This window comes from Propionibacterium freudenreichii subsp. freudenreichii, from assembly GCF_000940845.1.
In the GTDB taxonomy this organism is placed as follows: domain Bacteria; phylum Actinomycetota; class Actinomycetes; order Propionibacteriales; family Propionibacteriaceae; genus Propionibacterium; species Propionibacterium freudenreichii.
This window is the reverse complement of record NZ_CP010341.1, coordinates 1619036-1644648: the sequence shown is the minus strand read 5'-3', so window position 1 is coordinate 1644648 and position 25613 is coordinate 1619036. Positions and strand designations below refer to the sequence as shown.

Here is a 25613-nt window from a genome sequence, read left to right as displayed (position 1 = left end):
GGAAGAGACCTTGCGTCCGATGGAGGTACCCGGTGCACATTTCCCTGCTGGTCTGGATCGTGACCATTGTCGTGATGTTGGCGGTGCTCACGATCGACGCGGTGATGTTGTCGCGGCGACCACATGTGCCGAGCATCCGGGAATCAGTCACCGCCGTCGGCTTCTATGTCGCCCTGGCGATCCTGTTCGGCATCGCCATGCACTTCTGGGCCGGACCCGCGTATTCAGGTGAGTTCTTCGCCGGTTGGCTGACCGAGTACAGCCTGTCGATGGACAACCTGTTCATCTTCCTGATCATCATGACCAAGCTGTCGGTGCCGCGTAAGGCGCAGCAGTTCGCGCTGTTGGTCGGCATCATGCTGGCCCTGCTGTTCCGGGGCATCTTCATCGGGCTGGGCGCCGCACTGATCTCACGGCTGGCCTGGATCTTCTTCATCTTCGGCGCCTGGCTGATCTACACCGCCGTGGGGCTCGTCCGGGACTTCATCACCGGAAGTTCCTCGGAGGAGGAGGAAGACGCCGCCGACGGTCCCGCGGTGCGGTGGCTGAAGAAGATCGTGCCCACTACCGGCGACTACGAGTCCGACAAGCTGTTCGTGCGCGTCGACGGCAAGCTGCTGGCCACCTCGCTGTTCTTCGTCGTGGTGGCCCTGGGCACCACCGACGTGATGTTCGCCCTCGACTCCATCCCCGCCATCTACGGGCTCACTCAGGAGCCCTACATCGTGTTCACCGCGAATGTGTTCGCCCTGATGGGGCTGCGCCAGCTGTACTTCCTGCTGGGCGGCATGTTGAAGAAACTGGTCTACCTGCCCATCGGACTCTCGGTGCTGCTGACCTTCATCGGCGCGAAGCTCGTGCTGCACGCCTGCCACCACTACGGATGGGATGCGAAACTGGGCTTCAGCGTGGAGATCCCCACGAGCATCTCGCTGATCGTGATCGTCGCCATCCTGGCGGTGACCGCCCTGGCCAGCGTGGTGCAGATGCTGCACGCCCGACGCACCGGCGCCGTCGAGGGACCCGCGCCCTCGTCACCCGGTGCCGGATCCGGCGACGGCTCCTGAGCCCGGGGCCCGTGGACGGGGGCCCGGTGTGGCCTCACCAGCCGCGGGCACGCCATTCGGGTAGGTGGGGGCGCTCGGCGCCCAGGGTCGTGGACTTCCCGTGGCCCGGCAACACGAGCGTGTCATCGCCGAAGCGGTCGAAGAGCTTCGTGGTGACGTCGCCGAACAGGGAATCGAACTCGTCGTGGTCCTTGGTGCGTCCCACGCCCCCCGGGAACAGCGAGTCCCCGGTGATCAGCACCGTCGGGTTGGTCGGCAGGACGAGCGCGATCGATCCGGGGGTGTGCCCCACCAGGCCGATCACCTCGAGGGCCTCGTCGCCGACCAGGAGCGTGTCGCCGGTCCACACGGTGCGGCACTGCACGCCGGTCTGTTCCGCGATCGAGGCGGCATCGGGCCCGCCGCACCAGGGCGTGGCTCCGGTGGCCTCGACCACCGCGGCGAGGGCCCCGATGTGGTCAAAGTGCTGGTGCGTGGTGATCACGGCGTCCAGGGTGCGCGGGCCGATCCACTCGAGCAGGGTGGCCGGTTCGGTGGCCGCGTCCACCAGCACCAGGTGATCGTCGCTGCTGGTCAGCAGGTATGCGTTGTTCTCCATGGAGCCAACGCTGCGTGATTCCCACTTCATGTCAGGCCCACCATCCTTCGGGTAGTGCGGGCAGGGTCTTCGCCACCGACGGGTCGTCGGGCAGGCGGTTGGTCAGCCAGCCGAGCAGGAGGGCGTCGGAGCCGCCCACCGCAGTGGGACGTCCCGTGCCACCGAGCCGGGTGTGGAAGCCGGAGGTGGATTCGATCTGCAGCGGGGCCAGTCGGGGATCATCGCCGATCCAGTAACAGGTCCACTCCAGCACCCAGCGGGCGATGTCGTCGTCCATGTCGAGCACGGTGAATCCGCAGGCCAGGTCGACGTGGTGCAGGGCCACCTCACGCAGCCTGGCCAGCGGCAGGAGGTCGATGCGCAGCTTGCGGCCCGGCGAGATCTCCACGAGTCGGGAGCCGTCGATATCGCCCAGCTCGTCGAGCCCGTGGTAGAGCCGGCCGGCCGAGGTGTCCAGGTCAACCTGCAGGTCGAGTGCACGACGTTCCGAGCCGCGCTCGATGTCGTTGAAGCGTTCGCGCTCCGAGATGTACAGCGGGGTGTTGATGCCGGTCATCATGCCGGCCGCGACGCGCGTGAAGGCATCTGCGTTGCGGGCCAGGTGGGTGGCCACGTGGGCGCGGGTCCACCCCGGCAGGTGACACGGCTCCTGCCAGCTGCGCTCGTCAATGGCGATGGTGTCGCCCAACAGCCGCTGGGTCGCCTCCAGCTTGCGCAGGCGTATCGGACGCATGTCCCCGGCGCCGGGAAGCTCCGATTGCTCCTCCACCGATGGCATCGCGCACCTCCTGCCCGGCCTGTCGGACCCGCCTCGCGTGCAGCTGCCCGCCACCGCAGGGACCTCCGTCCCGCGCGGGGCGCGCACCACAACATCAATAAGTTATGACAAGAACCTACCTGCACGAGGCGCGTCGGGCCATCGCGCACCGCGATCGGCGGGGTCCCGGCGACTGGTCGCTGGTCTGGAAATGTCAGAGCCGCTACGTACCATGGAGCCCGTGAACGATCGACTTGTCATCCGCGGTGCCCGCGAGCACAATCTGCGCAACGTCAGCCTCGACCTACCCCGCGACAAGATGATCGTCTTCACCGGGCTGTCCGGTTCGGGCAAGTCGTCGCTGGCATTCGACACCATCTTCGCCGAGGGCCAGCGCCGCTATGTGGAGTCACTGAGCTCCTATGCCCGCCAGTTCCTCGGACAGATGGACAAACCCGACGTCGACTTCATCGAGGGGCTGTCGCCGGCCGTCTCCATCGACCAGAAGTCCACCAGTCGCAATCCGCGGTCCACGGTGGGCACCATCACCGAGGTCTACGACTACCTGCGCCTGCTCTATGCGCGCATCGGCCACCCGCACTGCCCGATCTGCGGCGCCCCGATCAGCCGCCAGACACCGCAGCAGATCGTCGACCGCCTGCTGGGGCTCGACGAGGGCACCCGCTTCCAGATCCTCGCCCCGGTGATCCGCGGCCGCAAGGGCGAATACACCGAACTGTTCCGCCAACTCGCCACCGACGGTTATGCGCGCGTGCGGGTCGACGGCGAGGTGCACCAGCTCGACGACGTTCCGGCCCTCGACAAGCAGCGCAAGCACGACGTCGACGTGGTGGTCGACCGCGTGGTGGTCAAGGCCAGCGCCAAGCAGCGGATCACCGACTCGATCGAGACCGCGCTCGGGCTGGCCAACGGGGTGGTTTCGGTCGACTTCGTCGATCGCGAGCCCAAGGATCCGATGCGGCTGCGCACCTACTCGGAGAAGATGGCCTGCCCCAACGGGCACGACATCGAGATGGACGAGCTGGAGCCCCGCCAGTTCAGCTTCAACTCGCCATGGGGAGCCTGCCCGGCCTGCACCGGGCTCGGCACGCAACTGGAGGTGGACCCCACCCTCGTGGTGCCCGACGAGACACTCACCCTGGCCGAGGGCGCCATTGCCCCCTGGTCGACGCCGACCCTGCGCAACCACTACGCGAAGGTGTTCCAGGGCCTGGGGGAGAAGGAGGGCTTCGACGTCGATACGCCCTGGCAGGACCTGCCGGGCACCGCCCAGGCCTTCATCCTCAAGGGCTACGACAACCCGGTCTATGTGCACTTCCGCAACCGCTTCGGACGCAACCGCACCTATACGCAGAAGTACGAGGGCATCCTGCCCTATGTGCGTCGGCGCTTCGACGAGGCCGAGACCGATGCCGCGCGCGACCGCTGGGGCGGCTACCTGCGCGAGATCCCCTGCTCCACCTGCCACGGGGCCCGGCTCAAGCCCTCGTCGCTGGCGGTGACGGTGGGCGAGGTGAACATCTCGACCCTGTCCGATATGTCGATCAGCGAGGTCACCGGCTTCGTCGACCAGCTCGACCTGACCGACCGGGAGAAGCAGATCGCCGAACGCGTGGTCAAGGAGATCCGCGAACGCCTGCGCTTCCTGCTCGACGTCGGACTCGACTATCTGACGCTGTCGCGTCCGGCCGGTTCCCTGTCGGGTGGCGAGGCCCAACGCATCCGGCTGGCGACCCAGATCGGTTCGGGCCTCACCGGCGTGCTCTACGTGCTCGACGAGCCGAGCATCGGACTGCACCAGCGCGACAACCGCCGCCTCATCGAGACCCTGCTGCGGCTGCGTGACCTGGGCAACACCCTGATCGTGGTCGAACACGACGAGGACACCATTCGCGCCGCCGACTGGGTGGTCGACATCGGCCCCGGCGCCGGTGAGCACGGCGGCCATGTGGTCGTCTCGGGCACCCTCGATGACCTGCTCGCCTCTAGGGAGTCGATCACCGGTGCCTATCTCACCGGACGGCGGCGCATCGAGATCCCGGCGCAACGCCACCGGCCGAATGGCCACACGATCGCCGTGCACGGTGCCGCCGAGAACAACCTGCGCGGCATCGACGTCAGCTTCCCGCTGGGCCAGTTCATCGCGGTCACCGGAGTGTCGGGTTCGGGCAAGTCGACCCTGGTCAACCAGATCCTCTACACCGCACTCGCGAAGCGCATCTACGGCGCGAAGGCCGTGCCGGGGCGCCACCATTCGATCACCGGCGCCGAGAACATTGACAAGATCATCCACGTGGACCAGTCACCGATCGGACGCACCCCGCGGTCGAACCCGGCCACCTACACCGGCGTCTTCGACAAGATCCGTGGGCTGTTCGCGCAGACCCCCGAAGCGAAGATGCGCGGCTACCAACCGGGCCGGTTCAGCTTCAACATCAAGGGCGGACGCTGCGAGAACTGCCATGGTGATGGCACCATCCGCATCGAGATGAACTTCCTGCCGGACGTCTACGTGCCCTGCGAGGTCTGCCACGGTGCCCGGTACAACCGGGAGACCCTTGAGGTGCACTACAAGGGCAAGAGCATCTCCGAGGTGCTCGACATGCCCATCGAGGAGGCGGCCGAGTTCTTCGAACCGATCCAGTCGATCCATCGCCACCTCGCGACCCTGGTGGAGGTGGGCCTGGGATATGTGCGACTCGGCCAGCCCGCAACCACCCTGTCGGGTGGCGAGGCGCAACGCGTGAAGCTCGCCAGTGAGCTGCAGAAGCGCTCCACCGGACGCACCCTGTACGTGCTCGACGAGCCGACCACCGGCCTGCACTTCGACGACATCCGCAAGCTGCTCACCGTGCTCGGCAAGCTGGTGGACGGTGGCAACACCGTGGTGGTCATCGAACACAACCTGGACGTGATCAAGACGGCCGACTGGGTGATCGACATGGGCCCCGAGGGCGGAGCGCGCGGCGGCATGGTGATCGCCCAGGGCACGCCCGAGCAGGTGGCGGCCGACCCCGACTCCTACACCGGCCAGTACCTGGCCGAGATCGTCACGCCCGATGCCGCGAAGGGGCCCCTGGAGCCCCCCGCGGAGGTCGCGGCGGCACCCGGACCCGCCCCGAAGGGCACCAGGGGCAGGGCGTCGAAGGCCGGCAAGCCGGCCACGCGCACCTCGGGGGCCAAGAAATCCGGTGCGCGGGCATCGGCCACGGGTCGGGGGACGGCCACGAAGAAGGCGGTCACGACCAAGAAGAAGACCCAGCGCAAGGCGGCGTGAGCCCACCCGTCGGTTCAGATGCAGGTGTCGTTGTCGAGCCGGTAGAAGCGGGTGATGCGGCGCGTTCCGTCGGCCCGCAGCACCTTCTCGGCCGACTTGTGGGTGAAGCTGGCACCCAGCTTGAGCAGGGCCTTGTTGGAACGCTCATCGAGGTCGTCGGCACGGAAGATGATGCCCGAGGCGTCATTGCTGCGGGCCATGGTCACCATGACGCGCTTCACGCGCAGGTTCAGCCCTGTGCCCCAGGTGCTCGGCGTCAGATAGGTGGCACCGATCTCAACGGCCTCACCGGCCCGGAAGTGGCTCGTGGTGCCCACCACCTCGCCGCGCAGCACCACGGTCCAGGTGAGCCGCTCGGGCCCATCGGTGCGCTGGCCCATCCGTCGCGCCAGGTCCTGGGCATCCAGGGGCACCCCACGCGGGTTGAACTGCCACACCTCGGGCGCCTGGAGGGCGCGCCAGAGCCGATCCATGTCGCGCTGGGCATCCCAGCGTTCGATGGTGAGATCCCCGCTGACGAAGGATGTCTGCGGAAATGGCCACTGCAACATTGCGTGACTCCTTGGGACGATGTCCCACCGAGACTAGCGCCTACCGCTGCACGGCGCGCGTTATCGCCCCGATGGGCCATCCCGGTGCCGTGACGCCCCATCCCCGTGCCCGGCCGCGCGGGGCGGGGCACGGGGAGGTCGTCACAGGCTCTCGTGCGACATGGCCTCGCGGATGCTCACCCGGCCATGGGTCTGCAGCAGGGCCCGGCGGTAGATGCGCGAGCCGAACCAGATGGCCACCACGGTGAAGGCGAGCGTGATCAGCAGTGCGATGAGCCCCTCCCACCAATGGGCCGTGCCCATCGCCAGGCGCGTGGGCATCACCACCGAGGAGATCACCGGCACATAGCTCAGGACCACCGCCAGGTTGCCCTTCGCCAGGAAGCCCGCGAAGTAGACGACCATCAGCAGCCAGGTCAGGGGCTGCGCCGTCGACTGGAGGTCCTCGGTGGTGGGGGCCATGGCACCCGCCGCGGCCCACAGGCACGACAGCGTCAGGAAGCCCACCAGGAAGAAGGCGAGGAACCAGCCGATGCCCCCTGACAGGCTCGGCAACATCGTCGACAGGGGCGTCACGGCCACCCCGATCAGTGCGATGGCCGCGTAGAGCACCATCTGCAACAACGCGACGGCCGTGTTCCCGGCCACCTTGCCGAGCATCAGCTGGCGGGCGGGCACCACGGCGGCCAGGATCTCGACGATCCGCGACTGCTTCTCGGCCGTGACGGACTGGGCGATCTGCATCCCGAACATCAGTGAGGAGAACATGAAGACCATCGCGAAGACGATGCCCACCAGCTCGCCACCGGGGTTCTCCGAGCTCTCCAGCACATCGGTGGAGACCGTCATGGCGGCATGTGCCCGGTCGAGTGGCTCGCCCGCCCGTCCGGCGAGGTCATTGACCACGTTGGTCGACACGGCGGCGCTCACATAGTTCTCGAGGCTGGACTTGGTGTCGTCCTTGAAGGTCAGGTGCCAGCTGGTGCCATCCGAGTGCAACCAGGCGTCGGCGTCACCGGCGGTCACCTCGGAGCGGGCCTGGTCGTCGGAGTCGGCGTGGCGCACCGACAGCTCGGAGTGATCGTTGGCGGCCCCGGCGAGGGCGCCGGCCCGTTCGCCGACCTGTTGGGCCTGCTGGGTGGTGACCACCACGCTCATGGTGTCGGTCTTGTTGGCCTGCCAGGCGCCGAAGGCGATGCCGGCGGCCATGAGCACCACCATCGTCAGCGTGGAGATGATGAAGCTCTTGTTGGCGAGCTTCACCCACATCTCGTGGCCCGCCACCAGGGTCCATTGGCGCTTGTTCACTTCGTCACCTCTCGGTAGATGTCGGCAAGGCTCGGGCGCACCAACGCCAGCTCGATCACATCGCCGTGGTCGATGGCTGCCCGCAGCAGCCCCTGACGGGCCCGGTCCGAATCGAACGACAACAGGGCCGTGGGTCCGGCGACGTCCAGCACCGTCGTTCCCGGTGCGTCACGGACCCATCCCGTGTCGCTGGTCATGGTGAGTCGGTAGTGGTTCGTGCCGCGGTCGCGCAGCTCCTCGCGGCCGCCCTGCGCAACGACCCTGCCGTGCGAGAGGATCACCAGCCCGTCGCACAAGCGCTCGACCAGGTCGAGTTGGTGGGAGCTGAACAGCAGCGGCGTGCCGGCCGCGGTACGCGTCTTCAACATCTGGGCCAGCGAGTCGACCGCCTCGGGGTCTAGCCCGGAGAACGGTTCGTCCAGCAACAGGGCAGTGGGCTCGGTCATCACGGCGGCACTGATCTGCACCGCCCCGGCGGCACCCCAACTGACTCCCGAAGTCCTCGTGGGCTCGGTCATCACGGCGGCACTGATCTGCACCCGCTGCTGGTTGCCCAGGGACAGCTTCTCCAGCTTGTCCTTGGCCCGATCAGCCAGCCCGAAGGCCTCCAACAGGGTGGTGGCCTCTGCGGTGGCGCCGGCCCGGCTGGCCCCACGCAGGCGGGCCAGGTAGACCAGCTGTTCCAGCACGGGCTCCTTGGGATACAGGCCGCGTTCCTCCGGCATGTAGCCGAATCCGCGCCGATCGGCGGCGGTGATCGGGCGCCCATCCCACTGCACGTGGCCGGAATCGGGGGTGAGCAGCCCCATGATCATGCGCATGGTGGTGGTCTTGCCGGCGCCATTGCCGCCGACGAAGCCGATGGTCTTGCCGTCGGGCACGGTGAAGCTGACATCGTCTACCGCGATGAGCTCACCGAAACTTCGGGTGAGGTGATCTACTGCAAGCATGTGACCAGCCTGCCGGCACCGCCGCGCCCGCACATCGGGCGGACGACGGAAATCGGGTCTCCCCCCAACGGATGAGGCCGGGCCGCGGGGCCGCGGTGGTGACTAGGACACCAGGCCGTGCTGGTTGGCGTGCGCCACGGCCTGCACCCGGTCGCGCAGGCCCAGCTTGGACAACACATTCGACACATGTGTCTTCACGGTGGCCTCCGAGACGAACAGCTCGGCGGCGATCTCGGCATTGGACAGGCCGCGGGCCAGGGCCCGCAGCACCTCGACCTCACGATCGGTGAGCCTGGCGAGCTCGGCGTCGGCACCGGGCGTGACCTCCCGCGGGGCGTGGCCCTGCGCCATCGCACGGATCACCCGCAGCGTCACCGAGGGACTCAACAGGGCATCCCCGTTCGCCACCGCACGAACGGCGGCAACCAGTTCGGTGGGATCGGAGTTCTTCAGGATGAAACCGCTGGCGCCCGCACCCAGCGCGTCGAACAGGTAGTCATCGCGATCGAAGGTGGTCAGCACGATCACCCTCGCGGAGTCGGCGGCGACGACCTCACGGGTAGCGGCGATTCCGTCCATCGTGGGCATCTGCACGTCCATCAACACCACATCGGGATGCAGCCGGGCGGCCGCGGACACCGCCTGGCGGCCGTCGGCGGCCTGACCGACCACCTCGATGTCGTCCTCGACGCCCAGGATCATCTCGAATCCGGTACGCACCAGCGTCTGGTCATCGGCCAGTAGCACCCTGATCATGTTCAGCCCTCCTCCAGGGGCAGACGCATCCGCACCCGATAGCCACCGATCATGCGGGGTCCGGCCTCCACCGTGCCGCCCACGTTCTTCGCGCGTTCTCTCATGCCCAGCAGGCCCAGTCCGCTTCCGGTGGAATCGGGCCGTGGCAGTCCGGAATCGAGGATCTCGGCCTCCGCATAGCGTCCCGCCTCGACCCGCACGACCACCTGCGCCTCGTGGGCGGTGGAGTGGCGGCGCACATTGGTCAGCGCCTCCTCGACGGCGCGGTACAACGAGAGCGCCACCACCGGCGGGACCTGTGCGGCAGCCCCCGGCGGATTCTCCACCACGTCGAGGGAAACCTGCAGGTCATGGCCCTGCTGGGCGGCAACCAGGTCGGGCAGCTGGACCAGCGTCGGGGCCCCATGGGGTGAGTCGGCGGCGTCCTCATCGACGGCACGCAGCGTGCCGAGCAGGTCGCGCATCTGGGTGACGGCCTGGCGCGTCGATTCCTCGACCACGGCGAGCGCCGCCGCGGCCCTCGCCGGATCGCGTTCCAGCACCCGGCGGGCGGCGGCCGCCTGGATACCGGTCACCGAGACATGGTGACCCACCACATCGTGCAGGTCGCGGGCGATCCGCAGGCGCTCGCGCAGCACGGCCTCATCTCGCAGCTGATCGGCCTGCGCGGTGAGCTGCGCCTGCTGGGCGACGATCTCGGCATTGCCCCTGGCCCGTCGCCACGACGAGACCCCGAAGATCAACGCCCCGGCCAGGAAGGCACCGTTGATGAGCAGGTTGAACAGCAGATAGGCGACCAGCGGTGAGATCAGCGCATTGCCCGGGTCGAGCGTGTTGAGTTCACCGCGCAGCCTCTCGGCCCCCGCCCCGACCGCCAACGACCAGATGAGCCAGAAGATGATCGTGCCGGCGACCACCCCGATGGTGACCAGCATCCCGGGCCGGTTCGGTGCCCACGCCGCGGCCGAGTACATGCTCAGGAAGAAGGCGACGAGCAGGATCAGCTGGCCGCCCACCATCGGCATCATCATCGACACCGCCATGAACGCCACGTACGCAACCACCGCCGACGTGCAGGGATAGCGCCGTCGCCACAGCAGCGGGACGCACGTTGCGGCGAGCAGGGCATAGGTGACCGGGCGCGATGACGGGGGCGTGCCCACCGAACCCAGGCCGCGCTGCAATTCCGTCAGCACGGCTGCCAGCACCGTGAGGGCGACGACGACCAGCACGTCCTCGCGCCCGACGCGCGGAACCGGCCGCTGCCAGGGGTCATTGATACCGGCCCACGACAGGAAACCCGACCAGGGTCGGGGCCGCACTGGTGCTGTTGGCGTCTCCACGCTGAGCAAGACTAGGGGAATGGCGCTCCCGGTCCGACCGCCACCGGGGTCGGGGGGAGTGCCTGCCGAGCGCCACGGCGTGCCCGGTCGCCACTTCGGTGGGCGTCTAGGCTCGGAATCATGGCCGATCCGTCCACCTATCGCCCCGCGCCCGGGTCGATCCCGACCGATCCGGGCGTCTACCGTTTCTCCGACGAGCACGGCCAGGTCATCTACGTCGGCAAGGCGAAGAACCTCCGGAACCGCCTCAACTCCTATTTCCACGACATCTCCGCGCTGCATCCGCGCACCCAACGGATGGTGCGCACCGCGGCCCACGTGCAGTGGACCGTGGTGCAGAACGAACTGGAGTCGCTCCAGCTCGAGTACACCTGGATCAAGCAGTACGACCCGCGATTCAACATCATGTATCGCGACGACAAGACCTACCCGTGGCTGTGCGTCACCTGGTCGGACGAGTACCCCCGCGTCTACGTGGGGCGCGGCGCCAAGCGCAAGGGATATCGCTATTTCGGGCCCTTCGGCCAGGCGTGGGCGGTGCGCGACACCGTGGACATGCTGTTGCGCATCTTCCCCATGCGTTCCTGCTCGGCAGGGGTCTTCCGCAATGCCCAGGCCGCCGGACGACCCTGCCTGCTCGGCTACATCGGGAAGTGCTCGGCACCGTGCGTGGGCCGTGTCAGCGCCGCGGAGCACCGCGAGATCGCCGACGACTTCTGCAGCTTCTGGGAGGGGCGCACCCGCCAGCTGCAGCACAAGCTGACCAAGCAGATGCGCCAGGCCGCCGAGAACGAGGAGTTCGAGCGTGCCGCCGTGCTGCGTGACTCGCTCGGAGCACTCGACAAGGCGACCGAACGCAATGCCGTGGTGCTGCCCGACGGCACCGACGCCGATGCCATTGCCTTCGCGCTGGATCCGCTCGAGCTGGCCGTGCAGGTGTTCCATGTGCGCGGCGGGCGGATCCGCGGCGAACGCAGCTGGATCGCCGACCGGGCCGATGACGCCGACGAATCCGAGTTGGTCGAGTCCTTCCTGCTCCAGCTGTACTCCGACTCGCGGGTGCCCCACGAGATCCTGGTGCCGGTGATGCCACCCACCGCCCCGGTGCTCACCGAGATGCTCGGCGAGCAGCGTGGCGGGCGGGTGAACCTGCACGTCCCCCAACGCGGCGACAAGCGCGTGCTGCTCGACACCGTGGCCAAGAACGCCACCGAGGCCCTCGATCGCCACAAGGCCAAGCGGGCCGCCGATCTCGCCACGCGCAATCAGGCGCTCGAGGAACTCCAGGGGGCCCTCGGACTGCCCGAGGTGCCGCTGCGCATCGAGGGCTATGACATCAGCCACCTGCAGGGCACCCAGGTGGTGGGTTCGATGGTCGTCTTCGAGGACGGGCTGAGCCGTCGCAGCGAATACCGCCGCTTCGTGATCAAGAGCTTCGAGGGCTCCGACGACCTGCGGGCCATGGACGAGGTGCTCACCCGCCGCTTCAGCCGGTTGATCAACGACCGCAGGGCCATGGAGGAGGCGAGCAGACAGGGCGGGCCCGGGCTCATCGACCCCGAGACCGGCAAGCCCCTCAAGTTTGCCTATGCCCCGTCGCTCGTGGTGATCGACGGTGGGCCCCTGCAGGTGGAGGCGGCCCAGAACGCCATCACCGCCCTGGGCCTGGCGGAGGTGCGCGTGATCGGCCTGGCCAAGCGCCTGGAGGAGGTCTGGCTGCCCGACCAGGACTTCCCACTGATCCTGCCCAGGGACTCCGAGGGGTTGTACCTGCTGCAGCGGGTGCGCGATGAATCCCACCGGTTCGCCATCACCCACCACCGTCAGCGGCGCTCCCGGGCCATGGTCGAATCCGTGTTGGATGACGTTCCCGGCCTGGGTGCGGTGCGCCGCAAGACGGTGCTGTCCCACTTCGGGTCGCTGCGCAAGCTGCGGGCTGCCACCGTCGACCAGATCGCCGAGCTGCCCGGCCTGGGCGCCGCGACCGCGCAGGCCATCGTGGACGCATTGCGTGCCGATCAGCCCGGTCAGGCCATCAACGTGACCACCGGCGAGATCGTCAGCGAGGGTCCCGCCCCCCACGAGGACGCCAGCGGGGCCGGCCAACCGGCCTGACCGGTGGGCGCGCCGGCCCGCTGGTCGGTGGGAAGGGGCCCCGACGGGAAGGAGTCCCGGTGGGAACGAGCCCGACGGGATGGAGCAGCGTACGGCGACCCCGCTCGGGGCGCACGGATGCGTCATGGCCCGCCGCCGGAACGGCGAAAAGCTCCATTTCGGGGCACCCGCCGTCATCTCGGCAATAATTGGGGCGTGAACCAGACATTGGCGCCCAGCCTTCCGAAGCATCCCCGCACGGTCATCATCACCGGTCTGTCGGGCGCCGGCCGACGCACCTGCGCCCATGCCATGGAGGACCTCGGCTGGTTCGTGGTCGACAACCTGCCGCCGAGCATGCTGCCGCAGCTGATCGGCACCGCCAACAACTCGGGCTTCACCCGGCTCGCGGTGGGCCTGGACGTGCGCAGTCGCGACATGTTCGAGCAGCTGCCGATGGTGTTCACCCAGCTGGAGGCCGACGGCATCTCCCCGGAGATCGTCTTCCTGGAGGCCAGCGATGAGGTGATCGTGCGCCGACAGGAGTCGAGCCGACGTCGGCTGCCGCTGCAGGGCGATGGCCGCCTCATGGAGGGCATCATCAAGGAACGGCGCATGCTGTCCGACCTGCGGGCCAGCGCCGACATGGTGATCGACACCTCGAATCTCAATGTGCACCAGCTCACCGCCCGGGTTGCGCACATCTATGGCGGCGACGTGGCCGACACCCTGCGCGTGCAGGTGATGAGCTTCGGCTTCAAGAATGGCGTGCCGCTGGACGCCGACCTCGTCTTCGACGTCCGCTTCCTGCCCAATCCGCACTGGGTACCCGAGCTGCGGCCCCAGACCGGCCTGTCGAAGGAGGTCAGCAACTATGTGCTGGAGCAGCCCGGTGCGGAGGAGTTCCTGACCACCCTCGACCACCTCTTCGAGGTGGTGACGCCCGGATACCTGCGCGAGGGCAAGCAGCAGGTGACCCTTGCCATCGGGTGCACCGGCGGCAAGCACCGCAGCACCGCCATCAGCGAGGCGCTGGCCGGCAGGCTGCGCCACCGGGGCATGCAGGTGAGCGTCCTGCACCGAGACCTGGGGCTGGAATGAGCGGCGGCGAGCTGCCGTCGGTGGTGGCGCTGGGCGGCGGCCACGGCCTGTCCGCCTCGTTGTCGGCGCTGCGGCAGGTGACCGATCAGCTGACGGCCGTGGTGACCGTGGCCGATGATGGCGGCAGTTCGGGACGACTCCGGGAGGAATTCGGCGGGCTTCCCCCGGGCGACCTGCGCATGGCGCTGGCCGCCCTGTGTGGCGACGACCACAACGGACGGCGCTGGGCCTCCGTGCTGCAGTCGCGGTTCCGTTCCGAGGGCCCGTTGGACGGCCACGCGGTGGGCAACCTGCTCATCGAGGGCGTCTGGCAGGCGATCAGCGACCCGGTCCGGGGCCTGGGTCTGGTCGGGGAGCTCGTCGATGCGCGCGGACGGGTGCTGCCGGCCTCCACCGAGCCGTTGAACATCGAGGCGGACGTGCTCGGCCTGGAGGTCGAATTCCCCAACGAGGTGCACGTGCTGCGTGGCCAGCACATGGTGGCCTCCACCAACGGCCGGGTGCAGGCGATCCGCCTGCTGCCCGCCGACCCGCCCGCCTGCCCGCAGGCGCTCACCGCCATCGAGCGGGCCGACTACATCGTGCTGGGGCCCGGCTCGTGGTTCACCTCCGTGTTGCCGCATCTGCTCATCCCGCAGCTGGCGGCCGCCATCATCGCCAGCCCGGCCCACAAGATCCTGACGCTCAATGTGACCTCGGGGTTGGAGACCGCCGGCTTCTCGCCCAGCCGCCACATCGAACTGATCGCCGAGCATGCTCCCGGCCTGCGACTCAATACAGTGGTCGCCGACGAGGCCTTCGCCGCCTCGGATGCGGCGTTGGCCGAGACATGTGCAACGCTCGGGGCCGATCTCGTCGTGGATGATGTGGCGATGCACGACCACACGGCACGGCATGATCGGTTGAGGCTCGCCGCCGTCTACCGCGAGGTGATGGGCGGCGCCGAGGCAGACCTTGAGATGTGAGAGCCCCATTGGTGACGACGAGAAGGACAACGAGGACAGATTGATGGCACTGACACAGCAGGTGAAGGCGGAGCTGGCGACCGTTGGGGAGCTGAAGCCCGAGGCGCGTGCCGCCGAGGTGGCCGCCATGCTGCGTTTCGCCGGCGGCATCCACGTGGTGAGTGGCCACATCGTCATCGAGGCCGAACTGGATTCTGGCAACGCGGCCAGGCGGTTGCGCACCGCGCTCGCGGAGCTCTACGGCTTCGATTCCGAGGTGGTGGTGGTCAATGCCTCCGGGCTGCGTCGGCGCACCCGCTATGTGGTGCGCCTGGTGCGCCACGGTGAGGCTCTGGCACGTCGGACCGGGCTGATCGACCAGCACCGGCGTCCCGTGCGGGGACTGCCCGCCCAGGTGGTCGGTGGATCCATGCAGGACCAGGTCGCCGCCTGGCGCGGGGCTTTCCTGGCCCGGGGCTCATTGACGGAGCCGGGCCGTTCCATGGGCCTGGAGGTCACCTGTCCCAGCTCAGAGGCCGCCCTGGCGCTGGTCGGCTGCGCACGTCGCCTGGGAATCAGTGCCAAGGCGCGCGAGGTGCGCCAGATGGATCGGGTCGTGGTGCGCGACGGCGACGCGATCTCGGCGTTGCTCACCCGCATGGGGGCTCACGAGTCCGTGCTCGCCTGGGAGGAACGCCGGATGCGCCGGGAGGTGCGTGCCAGCGCCAACCGGCTCGCCAACTTCGACGACGCCAACCTGCGGCGCTCGGCTCGCGCCGCCGTGGCCTCCAGCGCCCGGGTGGAACGCGCCCTGGAGATCCTCGGGGATGACGCTCCCGATCACCTGCGGGCGGCCGGCGAACTGCGCCTGGCGCACCGCCAGGCGAGCCTCGAGGAGTTGGGGCACCTCAATGACCCGCCCCTCACCAAGGACGCGGTGGCCGGACGCATCCGCCGGCTCCTCGCGCTGGCCGACAAGACCGCCACCGATCGTGGCGTCCCTACGACCGAGGCGGCGCTGACGCCGGAGATGCTCACCGAGCGGTAGTACCCGAGGATCCACCCGGGGCCTGATGCGCGGTGAGGGTCGTGGCGTGAATCGTTGGGTCCATGATGAGTCCCGATGATCCACGCGACGTTCTGAGCGCCGTAGGCCTGGTCAAGAACTATGGGCCGGTCTCCGCACTGGCTGGTGTTGACCTGGCCATTCGGCACGGCGAAACCGTGGCCGTGATGGGACCCTCTGGCTGCGGAAAATCGACCCTCCTGCATGTGCTTGGGGGCATCCTGCTTCCGGACGAGGGGGATGTCCTCCTCAAGGGAGGGTCCATCCGAGCGCTATCGGATGCCGAACGCAGTGCTCTGCGGTTGTCGTCCTTTGGCTTTGTCTTCCAGGACGGCCAGCTATTGCCGGAGCTGACAAACGAGGAGAACGTGGCGCTGCCGTTGATCATGGCGGGTCTGTCCCGTCGCGAGGCCGTGGCGCGGGCCCATGAGTGGCTGGGCCGGTTCGGCCTGGCCGGGATTGAGCAACGGCGTCCGGGCCAACTTTCGGGTGGACAGGCGCAACGGGTGGCAATTGCCCGGGCGTTGGTGCATGGACCGGGGGTGGTCTTTGCTGATGAGCCGACGGGTGCATTGGATCAGGGCACCGGCCGGGAGGTGATGGAAGTGCTGACGAGTTCTGTGTCAGCAAATGGGGCATCGTTGGTGATGGTGACCCATGATCCGGGTGTGGCGGCGTGGTGTTCGCGGACGGTCACGATGAGTGATGGCCACATCATCGCCGACACCGCCACGGAAGCCGGCATGACCCCGGGGGAGTCACTGCGATGAGGCCGCAATCACTTGTCAGGGTCGCCGCGCTCGTGACGCGCCCCGGCCGTGGGGGTTCGGCCCGTGATGCGCGCGGGGTGCTCACCGTGTTGTCCGTCGTGGCGTACGCCGTCGTGCAGGCGCTCGCCCTGTCGGTCGCCGCAGGGGTCATGGTCTTCGTCGACCACGACCGTCATCCATCGAACCGCTTCCAGGCCGACAATTCGGGCATCTACGTGTTGCTGGCGATGTTGGCGGGGGCGGTGCTCATCGCGCCACTCGTGGTGCTGTGCGCGGCCGCGGCCCGGATGGGGGCGCTGCGCCGGGCGCGCCGGCTGTCGATCGTGCGGCTGCTGGGCGGCAGTCCCGCCGAGGTGCGCACCATCGGCGTCATCGAGGCATTCGGGCATGCCCTGGTCGGCGTGGTGGGCGGCACGGTGGTCTACCTGGCCACCCTGCCGCTGTGGTCGCCGCTGCACTTCGAGGGGCAGGCGCTCAGCGCCGCAGCGATGTGGATCGGGCCGCTCGGGCTGGGGCTGGTCAGCCTCGCCGTGCTGGTGATCGCCACTGCCTCGGCCGTGATCGGCCTGCAGCGCGTGGCGATCTCCCCGCTGGGTGTCGTGCGGCGCACGGCCGCCCCCGGGCTGAAGAAGGCCCGGCTGATCGTTCCGCTGGTGATCGTCGTGGGCTGGGCCGTGGCCGGCCAGCTGATCAGCGACACCGGCTTCGTGGTGGTCGTCGGATCCATCGTGCTCGCCCTGGCGGCGCTGCTCGCGGGGGTCGACTTCGTGGGGCCGTTGCTGGTGCAGTGGCTGGGCAATGCAATGGCATCGCGGGCCAACAGTGCGGCCTCGCTGATTGCCGGGCGGCGGATCGCCGACGCACCGAAGGCCACCTGGCGGGCCGTGGGTGCGTTGTCGATGGCGAGCTTCCTCGCCTCCTTCACCGCCATGCTGCCGCTGTTCGGCAACGGTTCGGACTCCGACCAGGACATGGTCGTGCTGCTGGGCGACATGCGCCAGGGCGTGCTGTTGACGCTGTCCATCGCCTTCCTGCTCACGGCGGTGTCGTCGGGACTCAACCAGGCCGCCAAGATCCTGGACCGCATCGGGGACGCCCGCACCCTGTCGGTCGCCGGGGCCCCGCGCGGCCTGCTGACGGCGATCCGTCGCCGGGAGGTGCTCGTCCCGGTGGTCGTCGCCACCGTGATGCCCGCCCTGGCCGGATTGGCCTTCCAGTTCCCGTTCACCGGACCCCTGATCACGCAGCGTCCCGACATGCTGATCACGCTGCTGGCTACGCTCGTCGCTGGCATTGGGCTGGTATTTGCGGTACAGGAGTGCTGCAGTCCGTTGCAGACCCGGTTGTTGCGTGAGCAACAACGTTCAACCGACTGATTGTTTGCTCCGCACCATTCCTTGCAGGCTCCCGCACGGATAGGCTGGAGGTTGTCAACAACACCTGTCTGATGCCTGAGCACAGACTTAAGAACCGTGAAGGGATCGTCTATATGACCGTCAAGGTTGGTATCAACGGTTTCGGCCGCATTGGCCGTAACTTCTTCCGTGCGATGGTGGATCAGAAGGCGGACTTGGACATCGTCGCCGTGAACGATCTGACCGACACGAAGACGCTGGCCCATCTGCTGAAGTACGACTCGATCCTCGGCCGTTTCCCGGGCGAGATCACCTACGACGACAACTCGATCACCGTTGATGGACACAAGATCCAGGTGTGCGAGGAGCGCGACCCCGCGAACCTTCCGTGGAAGGATCTCGGCGTCGAGGTCGTCGTCGAGTCGACCGGCTTGTTCACTGATGGCGAGAAGGCCAAGGCCCACATCGCGGCCGGCGCCAAGAAGGTCATCATCTCGGCTCCCGCCAAGAATGTCGACGCCACGTTCGTGATCGGCGTCAACGAGCAGGAGTACGACACCTCCAAGCACAACATCATCAGCAATGCGTCCTGCACCACGAACTGCCTGGCCCCGCTGGCCAAGGTGTTCGAGGATGAGTTCGGCATCGAGCGTGGCGTCATGACCACGATCCACGCCTACACCGGCGACCAGCGCCTGCTCGACGCCCCGCACAAGGACCTGCGTCGCGCCCGCGCTGCCGCGATCAACCTGATCCCGACGAAGACCGGTGCCGCCCAGGCCGTTGCCCTGGTGATTCCGGCCCTCAAGGGCAAGTTCGATGGCCTGGCCGTCCGCGTACCGGTTCCCACCGGCTCGCTGACCGACCTGAGCTTCATCCCGGGTCGCGAGGTCACCGTCGAGGAGATCAACGCCGCCGTCAAGAAGGCCGCCGAGGGCCCGCTCAAGGGCATCCTGGCCTACACCGAGGACCCGATCGTCTCCACCGACATCGTCACTGACCCGCACTCGAGCATCTTCGATGCCAGCGAGACCAAGGTCATTGGCAACCTGGTGAAGGTGCTGAGCTGGTACGACAACGAGTGGGGCTACTCCAACCGCCTGGTGGACATCACCGAGCTGGTTGCCGACAAGCTCTGATCCACAACTCAATACCGTGATCACACAGGGCGTGCTGGCTTCGGCTGGCGCGCCCTGTGTGGGTATCGGGGCGTGACCACCGGGCTCCCGATCCTGCACGATCGGCCGGTGGGCCGGCGTCCACCATCGACAACATCAACCACCAGTTTTCAGGAGATGAACAGTGAGAACCCTTTCGGATCTCGGTGACCTGCGCGGCAAGCGCGTCGTCATCCGCTGCGACTTCAATGTGCCACTCAAGGGTGAGGAAATCACCGACGACGGACGTATCAGGGCAGCGCTGCCCACCCTCGAGGCACTGCTGGGCCAGGGTGCCCGCGTCACCGCGATGGCCCACCTGGGCCGCCCCAAGGGCAAGCGCGACCCCAAGCTGTCGCTGGCCCCGGTCGCCAAGCGGCTCGCCGACCTGCTCGGCCAGCACGTCGAGTTCGCCACCGACACCGTCGGGCTGTCGGCGCTGAAGGCCTCGGCGAACCTCAACGACGGCGAGATCGCCCTGGTCGAGAATGTGCGCTTCGAGCCCGCCGAGACCAGCAAGGACGACGCCGAGCGCATGGAGCTGGCCAAGAAGTACGCCGAGCTGGGCAACTACTTCGTCTCCGATGGCTTCGGCGTGGTGCATCGCAAGCAGGCGAGCGTCTACGACATCGCCAAGCTGCTGCCGAGCGCGGCCGGTGAACTGGTGGGCAAGGAGGTGTCGGTGCTGTCGAAGATCACCCACGACCCCGAGCGCCCCTATGTGGTGGTGCTGGGCGGCGCGAAGGTGGCCGACAAGCTGGCCGTCATCGACAACCTGCTCAAGGTGGCCGACACCCTGATCATTGTCGGCGGCATGGCGTACACATTCCTCAGGGCCCAGGGCAAGCAGGTCGGCGGATCGATCCTCGACGCCTCGAAGGTCGACGCCTGCCGTGGCTACCTGGCCGACGCCAAGGCGGCCGGCAAGTCGATCCTGTTGCCCGTGGACGTGCGCGTGGCAAAGGGCATGGACCTGGACGCCCGCACCGTCGACGGCCCGGTCTCGGTGGTGTCGGTCGACGACATCCCCGCCGACCAGGAGGGCCTCGACATCGGTCCCGCGACCGAGAAGCTGTTCGCCGAGCAGATCGCCGGCGCCAGGACCGTGTTCTGGAACGGGCCCGCGGGCGTCTCGGAGATCGATGAGCTCGCCAACGGCACCAGGGCGATCGCCAGGGCACTGGCCACCGGCGACGCATTCAGCGTGATCGGCGGCGGCGACTCGGCCGCAGCAGTACGCAAGTTCGGATACACCGATGATCAGTTCAGCTGGATCTCCACGGGCGGTGGCGCTTCGTTGGAGTATCTGGAGGGCAAGGAACTGCCGGGTCTGGCAGTCCTGGACAAGGAGAATTAAGCATGGCACGCAAGCCGATCATGGCGGGCAACTGGAAGATGAACCTGAACCACATCGACGCCGTCGGTCTGGTGCAGAAGCTGGCGTTCACGCTGGCCGACAAGGGGTACGACCCCGAGCAGTCCGAATGCGTGGTGATCCCGCCGTTCACCGCCCTGCGCACCGTGCAGACGCTCGTCGAGGGCGACAAGCTGCCGATCGTCTACGGCGCGCAGGACCTGTCGCCCCACGATGACGGCGCCTACACCGGCGACATCAGCTCGTCGATGCTCACCAAGCTGGGTTGCAGCTATGTGGTCGTCGGGCACTCGGAGCGGCGCGAGTACCACGCCGAGACCGACGAGGTCGTCAACGCGAAGGCCCGCAAGGCCCTCGACGCCGGCCTGACGCCGATCATCTGCGTGGGCGAGAGCCTGGAGGTGCGCAAGGCCGGCAAGCACGTCGAGCACGTGTTGGCCCAGGTCACCGGCGCGCTGGCCGGCATCACGGCCGAGCAGGCTGCCTCCCTGGTGATCGCCTATGAGCCCATCTGGGCCATCGGCACCGGCGAGGTGGCGACCCCCGAGGACGCCCAGGAGGTCTGCGGCGCCATCCGTGCCGCCGTGGCGGACCTGTACGACGCCCCGACCGGGGACGCCGTGCGCATCCAGTACGGCGGCTCCGTGAAGCCCGGCACCGTGGCGGCCATCATGGCGAAGCCCGACATCGACGGCGCACTGGTCGGTCGCGCCAGCCTCAAGGCCGATGATTTCGCCGCCATCGTGCGCTTCTACGCGATGGCACAGGCCTGATCAGCTGCCCGATCACTGTGTGAGGGGCCCGGCAGCCACGGCGCTGTCGGGCCCTTTCCCGGCCCGTGGTGGCACAGCGTCGGTTCGGGTAAACCGCCACGGTGGGTTAACATTGCCAAGTGATGCTAGTTCCACTTATGACGTGGCCGACGATTACCCTGTCGATCGTCCTCATTGTCCTCAGCTTCGTGCTCACGGCGTTCATCCTGCTCCACCGCAGTCAGGGTGGTGGCATGGGTGACCTGTTCGGCGGTGGAATGTCCACCTCCACAGGTGGCACCTCGGCAGCGGAGCGAATGCTCAATCGGCTCACCGTCATCATCGGTCTTCTGTGGGTTGCCTGCATCCTCGGCCTGCTTGTGCTCTACAAGCACATCGGCTGACCGTCAACCCCCCCTTGTAGGCTTCATTCTTGAAGTCTGAATTCATCAAGACTCAGCAAGGAGCACAATCCAGTGTCAAGTGGCAGCGCTATCCGCGGCAGCCGTGTCGGTGCAGGTCCCATGGGGGAGGCGGAGCGCGGCGAGGTCGCACCCCGCATCCAGGTTTCCTATTACTGCGCGCACGGCCATGTGACGCGTCCCTCATTCGCCTCCGAGGCCGCCGTTCCCGATGACTGGGAGTGCATGAAGTGCGGTCTCCCGGCCAATCGGGACCCCAAGAACCCGCCGCCGCCGCCGAAGACGCAGCTGTACAAGACGCACCTCGCCTATGTGAAGGAGCGTCGCAGCGACAAGGAGGCCCAGGCGATCCTGTCGGAGGCGCTGGCGCACCTGAAGGACCGCCGCGACCGCGGTGAGGTCATCTACTAGGGACGCAGAGCCCCCACAGGCCAGTACAAACGGTTCGGCCCGGACACCACGGTGATATGCCAGTGTCCGGGCCGAACTGCGTCCGGCGGCGCTGAGTCCGGTTGCGCTGAGTCTGGCTGCGCTGTGTCCTACTGCGCCGTGTCTGGTTGTGCTGTGTCCAACTCCGCTGCGCTGCGTCGGGCCGAACCGCGTCCGGGCCAACTGTCCTGTGTGCCGGGTCGCAGCACCCCTGCGCAGGGCGCCGCAGCGCGAGGGGGGATTCTCCCCGGTGCGGGCTTGTCCGCAGGGTTACCGGCGGGGCCTCAGCGTGGGGGATTCACAGATCGCAACGAAAGCAGGGGAGCTCCCCGGCGGCGTCCTGATCGGCGAACCACAGTGTCCAGTCGGCCCCGTGGGCCTGGCTGGCAGGGTAGCGGGACTCGCCGCGCAGCGATCCGGCCAGCGCGTCCTGCTTGGTCGCTCCGGAGGCGAGCATCCACACCTGGCGCGAACGATTGATGGCCGGCAGGGTCAGGGTCACCCGCTCGGGGGGATCCATGGGCGCATCGGCCACCCCCACAGCCTGCAGGGTGGTGGTCGACTGCACCGCATAGCTGGGGTGGTTGGGGAAGATCGAGGCAATGTGGCCGTCGTCGCCCAACTCCAGCATGGTGATGTCGAACTGGGTGTCGCCGATGTCCTTCGCGTAGGCATAGGCGGCATCGTCCGGGTCGGTCTTGCCGGTGCGTGAGGGCATGGCGTGGATCTGGGAGGGCACCAGGGTGACGGCGCCGGCCAGGATGCTGAGGGCCTGCACGGAGTTGCGTACCGGATCGGTGGTGGTGACGAAGCGTTCGCTGGCCCACCACAGCTGCAGCCGGGAGGCATCGAAGGCACCGGTGCGCGCCAACGCCGCGAAGTGGGTGAGCGCCGACAGCACGGTGGGCCCGCCCGACAGGCAGAGGTTCACATATTCCTGACGGCGCTGCATCTCGGCCAGGGCCGACACCAGCAGCGTGCCGGCACCTGTGGTCAACTCCTCGTTGTCCAGGTAACGCAGCACGCGCGGTGCGCTCGTCATGGGCGGCGCCATCATCCGGCTCGCTCTCCCAACCGGTTGAGGGCGCGCTCATAGGAGTCATCGGGTCCCAGCCGGCGGAACTCCTCGGACAACAGGTCGACCACGGGGCGCCGGATCAGGGCAGCGGTGCGCAGCGGCTGGTCGGGCACGATGTACTCGGCATCACTGCTCTTCACGCGACGTACGGCCACCTCGCCGGCGTCGGTGACCAGGCGCACCGCGGTGATCCCCGGGCCCATGGACGTGTTCACCGTCACCGGAACGCCCAGTCGCACGTCGAGCCAGGCGGCCATCAGCGCGGCGGGCGCGTTGTCCTCCACCGCCTCGACGATCGCCGAGGTCACGGGGCGACGGCACTGGTCCAGCGCCGAGGCCACCAGGGCCCGCCAACGCGTGAGCCGGGTCCACGACAGGTCCGTGTCCTGGGCGCTGTGGGTGCCGCGGGCGCGGGCCACCAGGGTGCCGACGGGGTCGTCGGCGTTGGTGGCGTCGGTGATGCGCCGATCCGCCATGCGTCCGATCGGATCCTGTGCGGGGAACTCGGTGCCGCGTCCGGGCCACCAGGCCACCACCGGCAGGTCGGGGAGCAGCAGGGGGAGCACCACGGAGTCGCCACGGCCCACGAGCTCGCCGGCCAGGCGCAGGGTGATGATGTCGCCGGGCACGCCCTCGCCGACGCGGATCTCGGCGTCCATGGCGGTCTTGGTCGACTTGCTGTTCACCACCATGAGGATCCTCGACGGATGCTCCGCGGCAGTCGCCTGGGCCGAATCGAAGGCGCGGGTGTACTGCTGCGGGGTGCTGACGACGATGAGCGTCATCACCAGGCCGGACGCCAGTCCGGTGCTGCGACGGGCGTTCATGGCGGCGTCGGCAATCTCCGACGAATTCGTATTGGTGAGTTCGATGATCATGATCGGTCTCCTACGGCCTGCGCCAGGTGAAGCCATCGTGCTTGAGCATGTCGATGCCCGAGTTCGGGCCCCAGGTACCCGACGCATATTGCTCGGGCGGGCCCTGTTCGGCCCAGTGCTGGAGCACCGGATCGAGCAACTGCCAGCTGAGCTCCACCTCTTCCTGGCGGGGGAACAGGGGCGGCTCACCGAGCAGCACGTCAAGGATGAGCCGCTCGTAGGCCTCGGGGATCGACTCGTTGAACGAATCGGCATAGGCGAAGTCCATGCTCACCTGGCGGATCTCCATGGCCGTCGCCGGCGCCTTGGCGCCGAAGTGCATTGACACGCCCTCGTTGGGCTGGATGCGCATCACCAGGGCATTGGTGCCCAGTTCGCTGGTCTCGGTGTTGGTGAAGGGCAGGTGGGGTGCCCGCTTGAACACCAGTGCCACCTCCGTGACGCGCCGCGGCATGCGCTTGGCGGCCCGTAGGTAGAACGGCACGCCGGCCCAGCGCCGGGTGCCCAGGTCCACCCGGATGGCCGCATAGGTCTCGGTGTGCGAATCGGCGGGGATGCCCTTCTCCTGCAGGTATCCGGGCACCAGTTGCCCACCCTGCCAGCCCTCGGCGTACTGGCCGCGGGCGGTGTGGATGTCGAGGTTGCGCGGAGTGGTGGCCGCGGCGAGGATCTTCTGCTTCTCGATCGAGATCTGGTTGGCCTCGAAGCTGTTGGGCTCCTCCATGGCGGTCAGCGCCATCAGCTGCAGCAGGTGGTTCTGGATCACGTCACGGGCCGCGCCGATGCCGTCGTAGTAGCCGGCGCGACCGCCGATGCCGATGTCCTCGGCCATCGTGATCTGCACATGGCCCACGTAGTTGTTGTTCCAGATCGGTTCGAACATCTGGTTGGCGAAGCGCAGGGCCAGCAGGTTCTGCACCGTCTCCTTGCCCAGGTAGTGGTCAATCCGGAACACCGACTCGGGCGGGAAGGCCTTCGACACCGCCCGGTAGAGGTCCTTCGCACTGGCCAGGTCGTGGCCGAACGGCTTCTCGATCACCACGCGCTTCCAGCCCTGCGACTGGTCCACCATGCCGAACTTCTCCAGCTGGTCGACGACCACCTCGAACATCCGCGGTGGCACGGACAGGTAGAACGCATGGTTGCCGTCGGCGCCCTGCCTGTTGTCGAGCTCATCGAGGGTGGACCGCAGGCGCTTGAAGGTGCCCTCGTCGTCGAAGTCACCCCACACGAAGCGGATCCCGGTGACCAACTGCTTCCAGGTCTCCTCGCGGAAGGGCGTGCGAGCATTCTCGCGCACATCCTGCTTGACGATCTCGGCGAACTGGGCGTCGGTGTAGTCGCGACGCGCCACACCGACCAGGCCGAACCCCGGCGGCAACAGGCCACGATTGGCCAGGTCGTAGACGGCCGGCAGCAGCTTCTTGCGTGACAGGTCGCCGCTGACGCCGAGGAAGACCAGCGCACAGGGGCCCGCAATGCGGGGCATGCGACGGTCTTCGGGATCGATCAGGGGATTGACCCACGGCACGGGTGGCGTCAGGGGTGCGGACTGCGCCGGCGG

23 protein-coding genes are annotated in these 25613 nt (G+C 67.9%); 13 read left to right on the top strand and 10 right to left on the bottom strand.

From position 1 onward, the window contains the following. Nucleotides 1-32 precede the first annotated feature (32 nt). Entirely contained in the window at nt 33-1067 is a 1035-nt protein-coding gene (locus RM25_RS07145) for a TerC family protein (protein ID WP_013161395.1), read from the top strand. 34 nt (nt 1068-1101) lie between these two features. Here the strand turns inward: RM25_RS07145 and RM25_RS07140 are convergent, their stop codons facing one another. Beyond that, a complete protein-coding gene (locus RM25_RS07140) occupies nt 1102-1695 on the bottom strand; it encodes an MBL fold metallo-hydrolase (protein ID WP_013161394.1) in 594 nt (197 codons plus the stop codon). Nucleotide 1696: 1 nt separating this feature from the next. Continuing rightward, entirely contained in the window at nt 1697-2443 is a 747-nt protein-coding gene (locus RM25_RS07135; protein WP_052809138.1) for a maleylpyruvate isomerase family mycothiol-dependent enzyme, read from the bottom strand. 211 nt (nt 2444-2654) lie between these two features. On the opposite strand from RM25_RS07135, the gene uvrA reads away from it, so the two are divergent. Continuing rightward, complete coding sequence (uvrA, locus tag RM25_RS07130) at nt 2655-5720, top strand: excinuclease ABC subunit UvrA (RefSeq protein WP_080516110.1); 3066 nt, start codon at nt 2655-2657, stop codon at nt 5718-5720. Between the two features lie 14 nt (nt 5721-5734). Here the strand turns inward: uvrA and RM25_RS07125 are convergent, their stop codons facing one another. The 5 genes from RM25_RS07125 to RM25_RS07105 all read right to left on the bottom strand — a co-directional run bounded on the left by RM25_RS07125 (nt 5735) and on the right by RM25_RS07105 (nt 10628). Then, entirely contained in the window at nt 5735-6271 is a 537-nt protein-coding gene (locus RM25_RS07125) for a GNAT family N-acetyltransferase (RefSeq protein ID WP_013161391.1), read from the bottom strand. A 141-nt stretch (nt 6272-6412) separates the two neighbouring features. Next, on the bottom strand, nt 6413-7579 hold the full coding sequence (locus RM25_RS07120; protein WP_036942403.1) for an ABC transporter permease: 1167 nt from the start codon (nt 7577-7579) through the stop codon (nt 6413-6415). Further along, nucleotides 7576-8529, bottom strand: a complete 954-nt coding sequence (locus RM25_RS07115; protein ID WP_044636236.1) for an ABC transporter ATP-binding protein — start codon at nt 8527-8529, stop codon at nt 7576-7578. Before RM25_RS07115 ends, RM25_RS07120 begins: the two co-directional genes overlap by 4 nt. Before the next feature lie 102 nt (nt 8530-8631). After that, a complete protein-coding gene (locus RM25_RS07110; RefSeq protein WP_044636235.1) occupies nt 8632-9285 on the bottom strand; it encodes a response regulator in 654 nt (217 codons plus the stop codon). 2 nt (nt 9286-9287) lie between these two features. After that, nucleotides 9288-10628 carry a histidine kinase gene (locus RM25_RS07105; RefSeq protein ID WP_144406051.1) on the bottom strand — a complete coding sequence of 447 codons (1341 nt, stop codon included), beginning with the start codon at nt 10626-10628 and terminating at the stop codon, nt 9288-9290. Nucleotides 10629-10748: 120 nt separating this feature from the next. Here RM25_RS07105 and uvrC point away from each other — a divergent pair, with 120 nt between their 5' ends. From uvrC to RM25_RS07050, 11 genes are all read left to right on the top strand, one after another. Then, complete coding sequence (uvrC, locus tag RM25_RS07100; RefSeq protein WP_044636233.1) at nt 10749-12743, top strand: excinuclease ABC subunit UvrC; 1995 nt, start codon at nt 10749-10751, stop codon at nt 12741-12743. A gap of 195 nt (nt 12744-12938) precedes the next feature. Further along, the gene (gene rapZ / locus RM25_RS07095; RefSeq protein ID WP_080713585.1) at nt 12939-13823 is read left to right on the top strand and encodes an RNase adapter RapZ; all 885 of its coding nucleotides are present in this window, start codon (nt 12939-12941) and stop codon (nt 13821-13823) included. Then, the gene (locus RM25_RS07090) at nt 13820-14788 is read left to right on the top strand and encodes a gluconeogenesis factor YvcK family protein (protein WP_044636232.1); all 969 of its coding nucleotides are present in this window, start codon (nt 13820-13822) and stop codon (nt 14786-14788) included. The genes rapZ and RM25_RS07090 overlap by 4 nt, the downstream gene beginning before the upstream one ends. Nucleotides 14789-14831: 43 nt before the next feature. Continuing rightward, nucleotides 14832-15815 (top strand): DNA-binding protein WhiA, encoded by a 984-nt coding sequence (gene whiA, locus RM25_RS07085; protein WP_036942389.1) that lies wholly within the window; start codon nt 14832-14834, stop codon nt 15813-15815. Between the two features lie 65 nt (nt 15816-15880). Next, a complete protein-coding gene (locus RM25_RS07080; RefSeq protein ID WP_044636772.1) occupies nt 15881-16603 on the top strand; it encodes an ABC transporter ATP-binding protein in 723 nt (240 codons plus the stop codon). Further along, nucleotides 16600-17979: a hypothetical protein gene (locus tag RM25_RS07075; protein ID WP_144406050.1), complete on the top strand. Its 1380-nt coding sequence runs from the start codon at nt 16600-16602 to the stop codon at nt 17977-17979. Before RM25_RS07080 ends, RM25_RS07075 begins: the two co-directional genes overlap by 4 nt. A gap of 113 nt (nt 17980-18092) precedes the next feature. After that, complete coding sequence (gap, locus tag RM25_RS07070) at nt 18093-19097, top strand: type I glyceraldehyde-3-phosphate dehydrogenase (protein WP_013161380.1); 1005 nt, start codon at nt 18093-18095, stop codon at nt 19095-19097. Between the two features lie 163 nt (nt 19098-19260). Further along, a complete protein-coding gene (locus tag RM25_RS07065; RefSeq protein ID WP_013161379.1) occupies nt 19261-20472 on the top strand; it encodes a phosphoglycerate kinase in 1212 nt (403 codons plus the stop codon). 2 nt (nt 20473-20474) lie between these two features. After that, nucleotides 20475-21263 (top strand): triose-phosphate isomerase, encoded by a 789-nt coding sequence (gene tpiA, locus RM25_RS07060; protein ID WP_013161378.1) that lies wholly within the window; start codon nt 20475-20477, stop codon nt 21261-21263. A 137-nt stretch (nt 21264-21400) separates the two neighbouring features. Further along, nucleotides 21401-21646 carry a preprotein translocase subunit SecG gene (gene secG / locus RM25_RS07055; RefSeq protein ID WP_013161377.1) on the top strand — a complete coding sequence of 82 codons (246 nt, stop codon included), beginning with the start codon at nt 21401-21403 and terminating at the stop codon, nt 21644-21646. 72 nt (nt 21647-21718) lie between these two features. Beyond that, the gene (locus tag RM25_RS07050; protein WP_013161376.1) at nt 21719-22075 is read left to right on the top strand and encodes an RNA polymerase-binding protein RbpA; all 357 of its coding nucleotides are present in this window, start codon (nt 21719-21721) and stop codon (nt 22073-22075) included. Between the two features lie 316 nt (nt 22076-22391). On the opposite strand, the gene pgl is transcribed toward RM25_RS07050, so the two are convergent. The 3 genes from pgl to zwf are packed head-to-tail and all read right to left on the bottom strand — an operon-like array spanning nt 22392 to nt 25538. Continuing rightward, on the bottom strand, nt 22392-23135 hold the full coding sequence (gene pgl, locus RM25_RS07045; RefSeq protein WP_013161375.1) for a 6-phosphogluconolactonase: 744 nt from the start codon (nt 23133-23135) through the stop codon (nt 22392-22394). 11 nt (nt 23136-23146) lie between these two features. Continuing rightward, entirely contained in the window at nt 23147-24049 is a 903-nt protein-coding gene (locus RM25_RS07040; RefSeq protein WP_044636231.1) for a glucose-6-phosphate dehydrogenase assembly protein OpcA, read from the bottom strand. Between the two features lie 10 nt (nt 24050-24059). Further along, nucleotides 24060-25538, bottom strand: a complete 1479-nt coding sequence (zwf, locus tag RM25_RS07035) for a glucose-6-phosphate dehydrogenase (RefSeq protein ID WP_230845408.1) — start codon at nt 25536-25538, stop codon at nt 24060-24062. Nucleotides 25539-25613 lie beyond the last annotated feature (75 nt).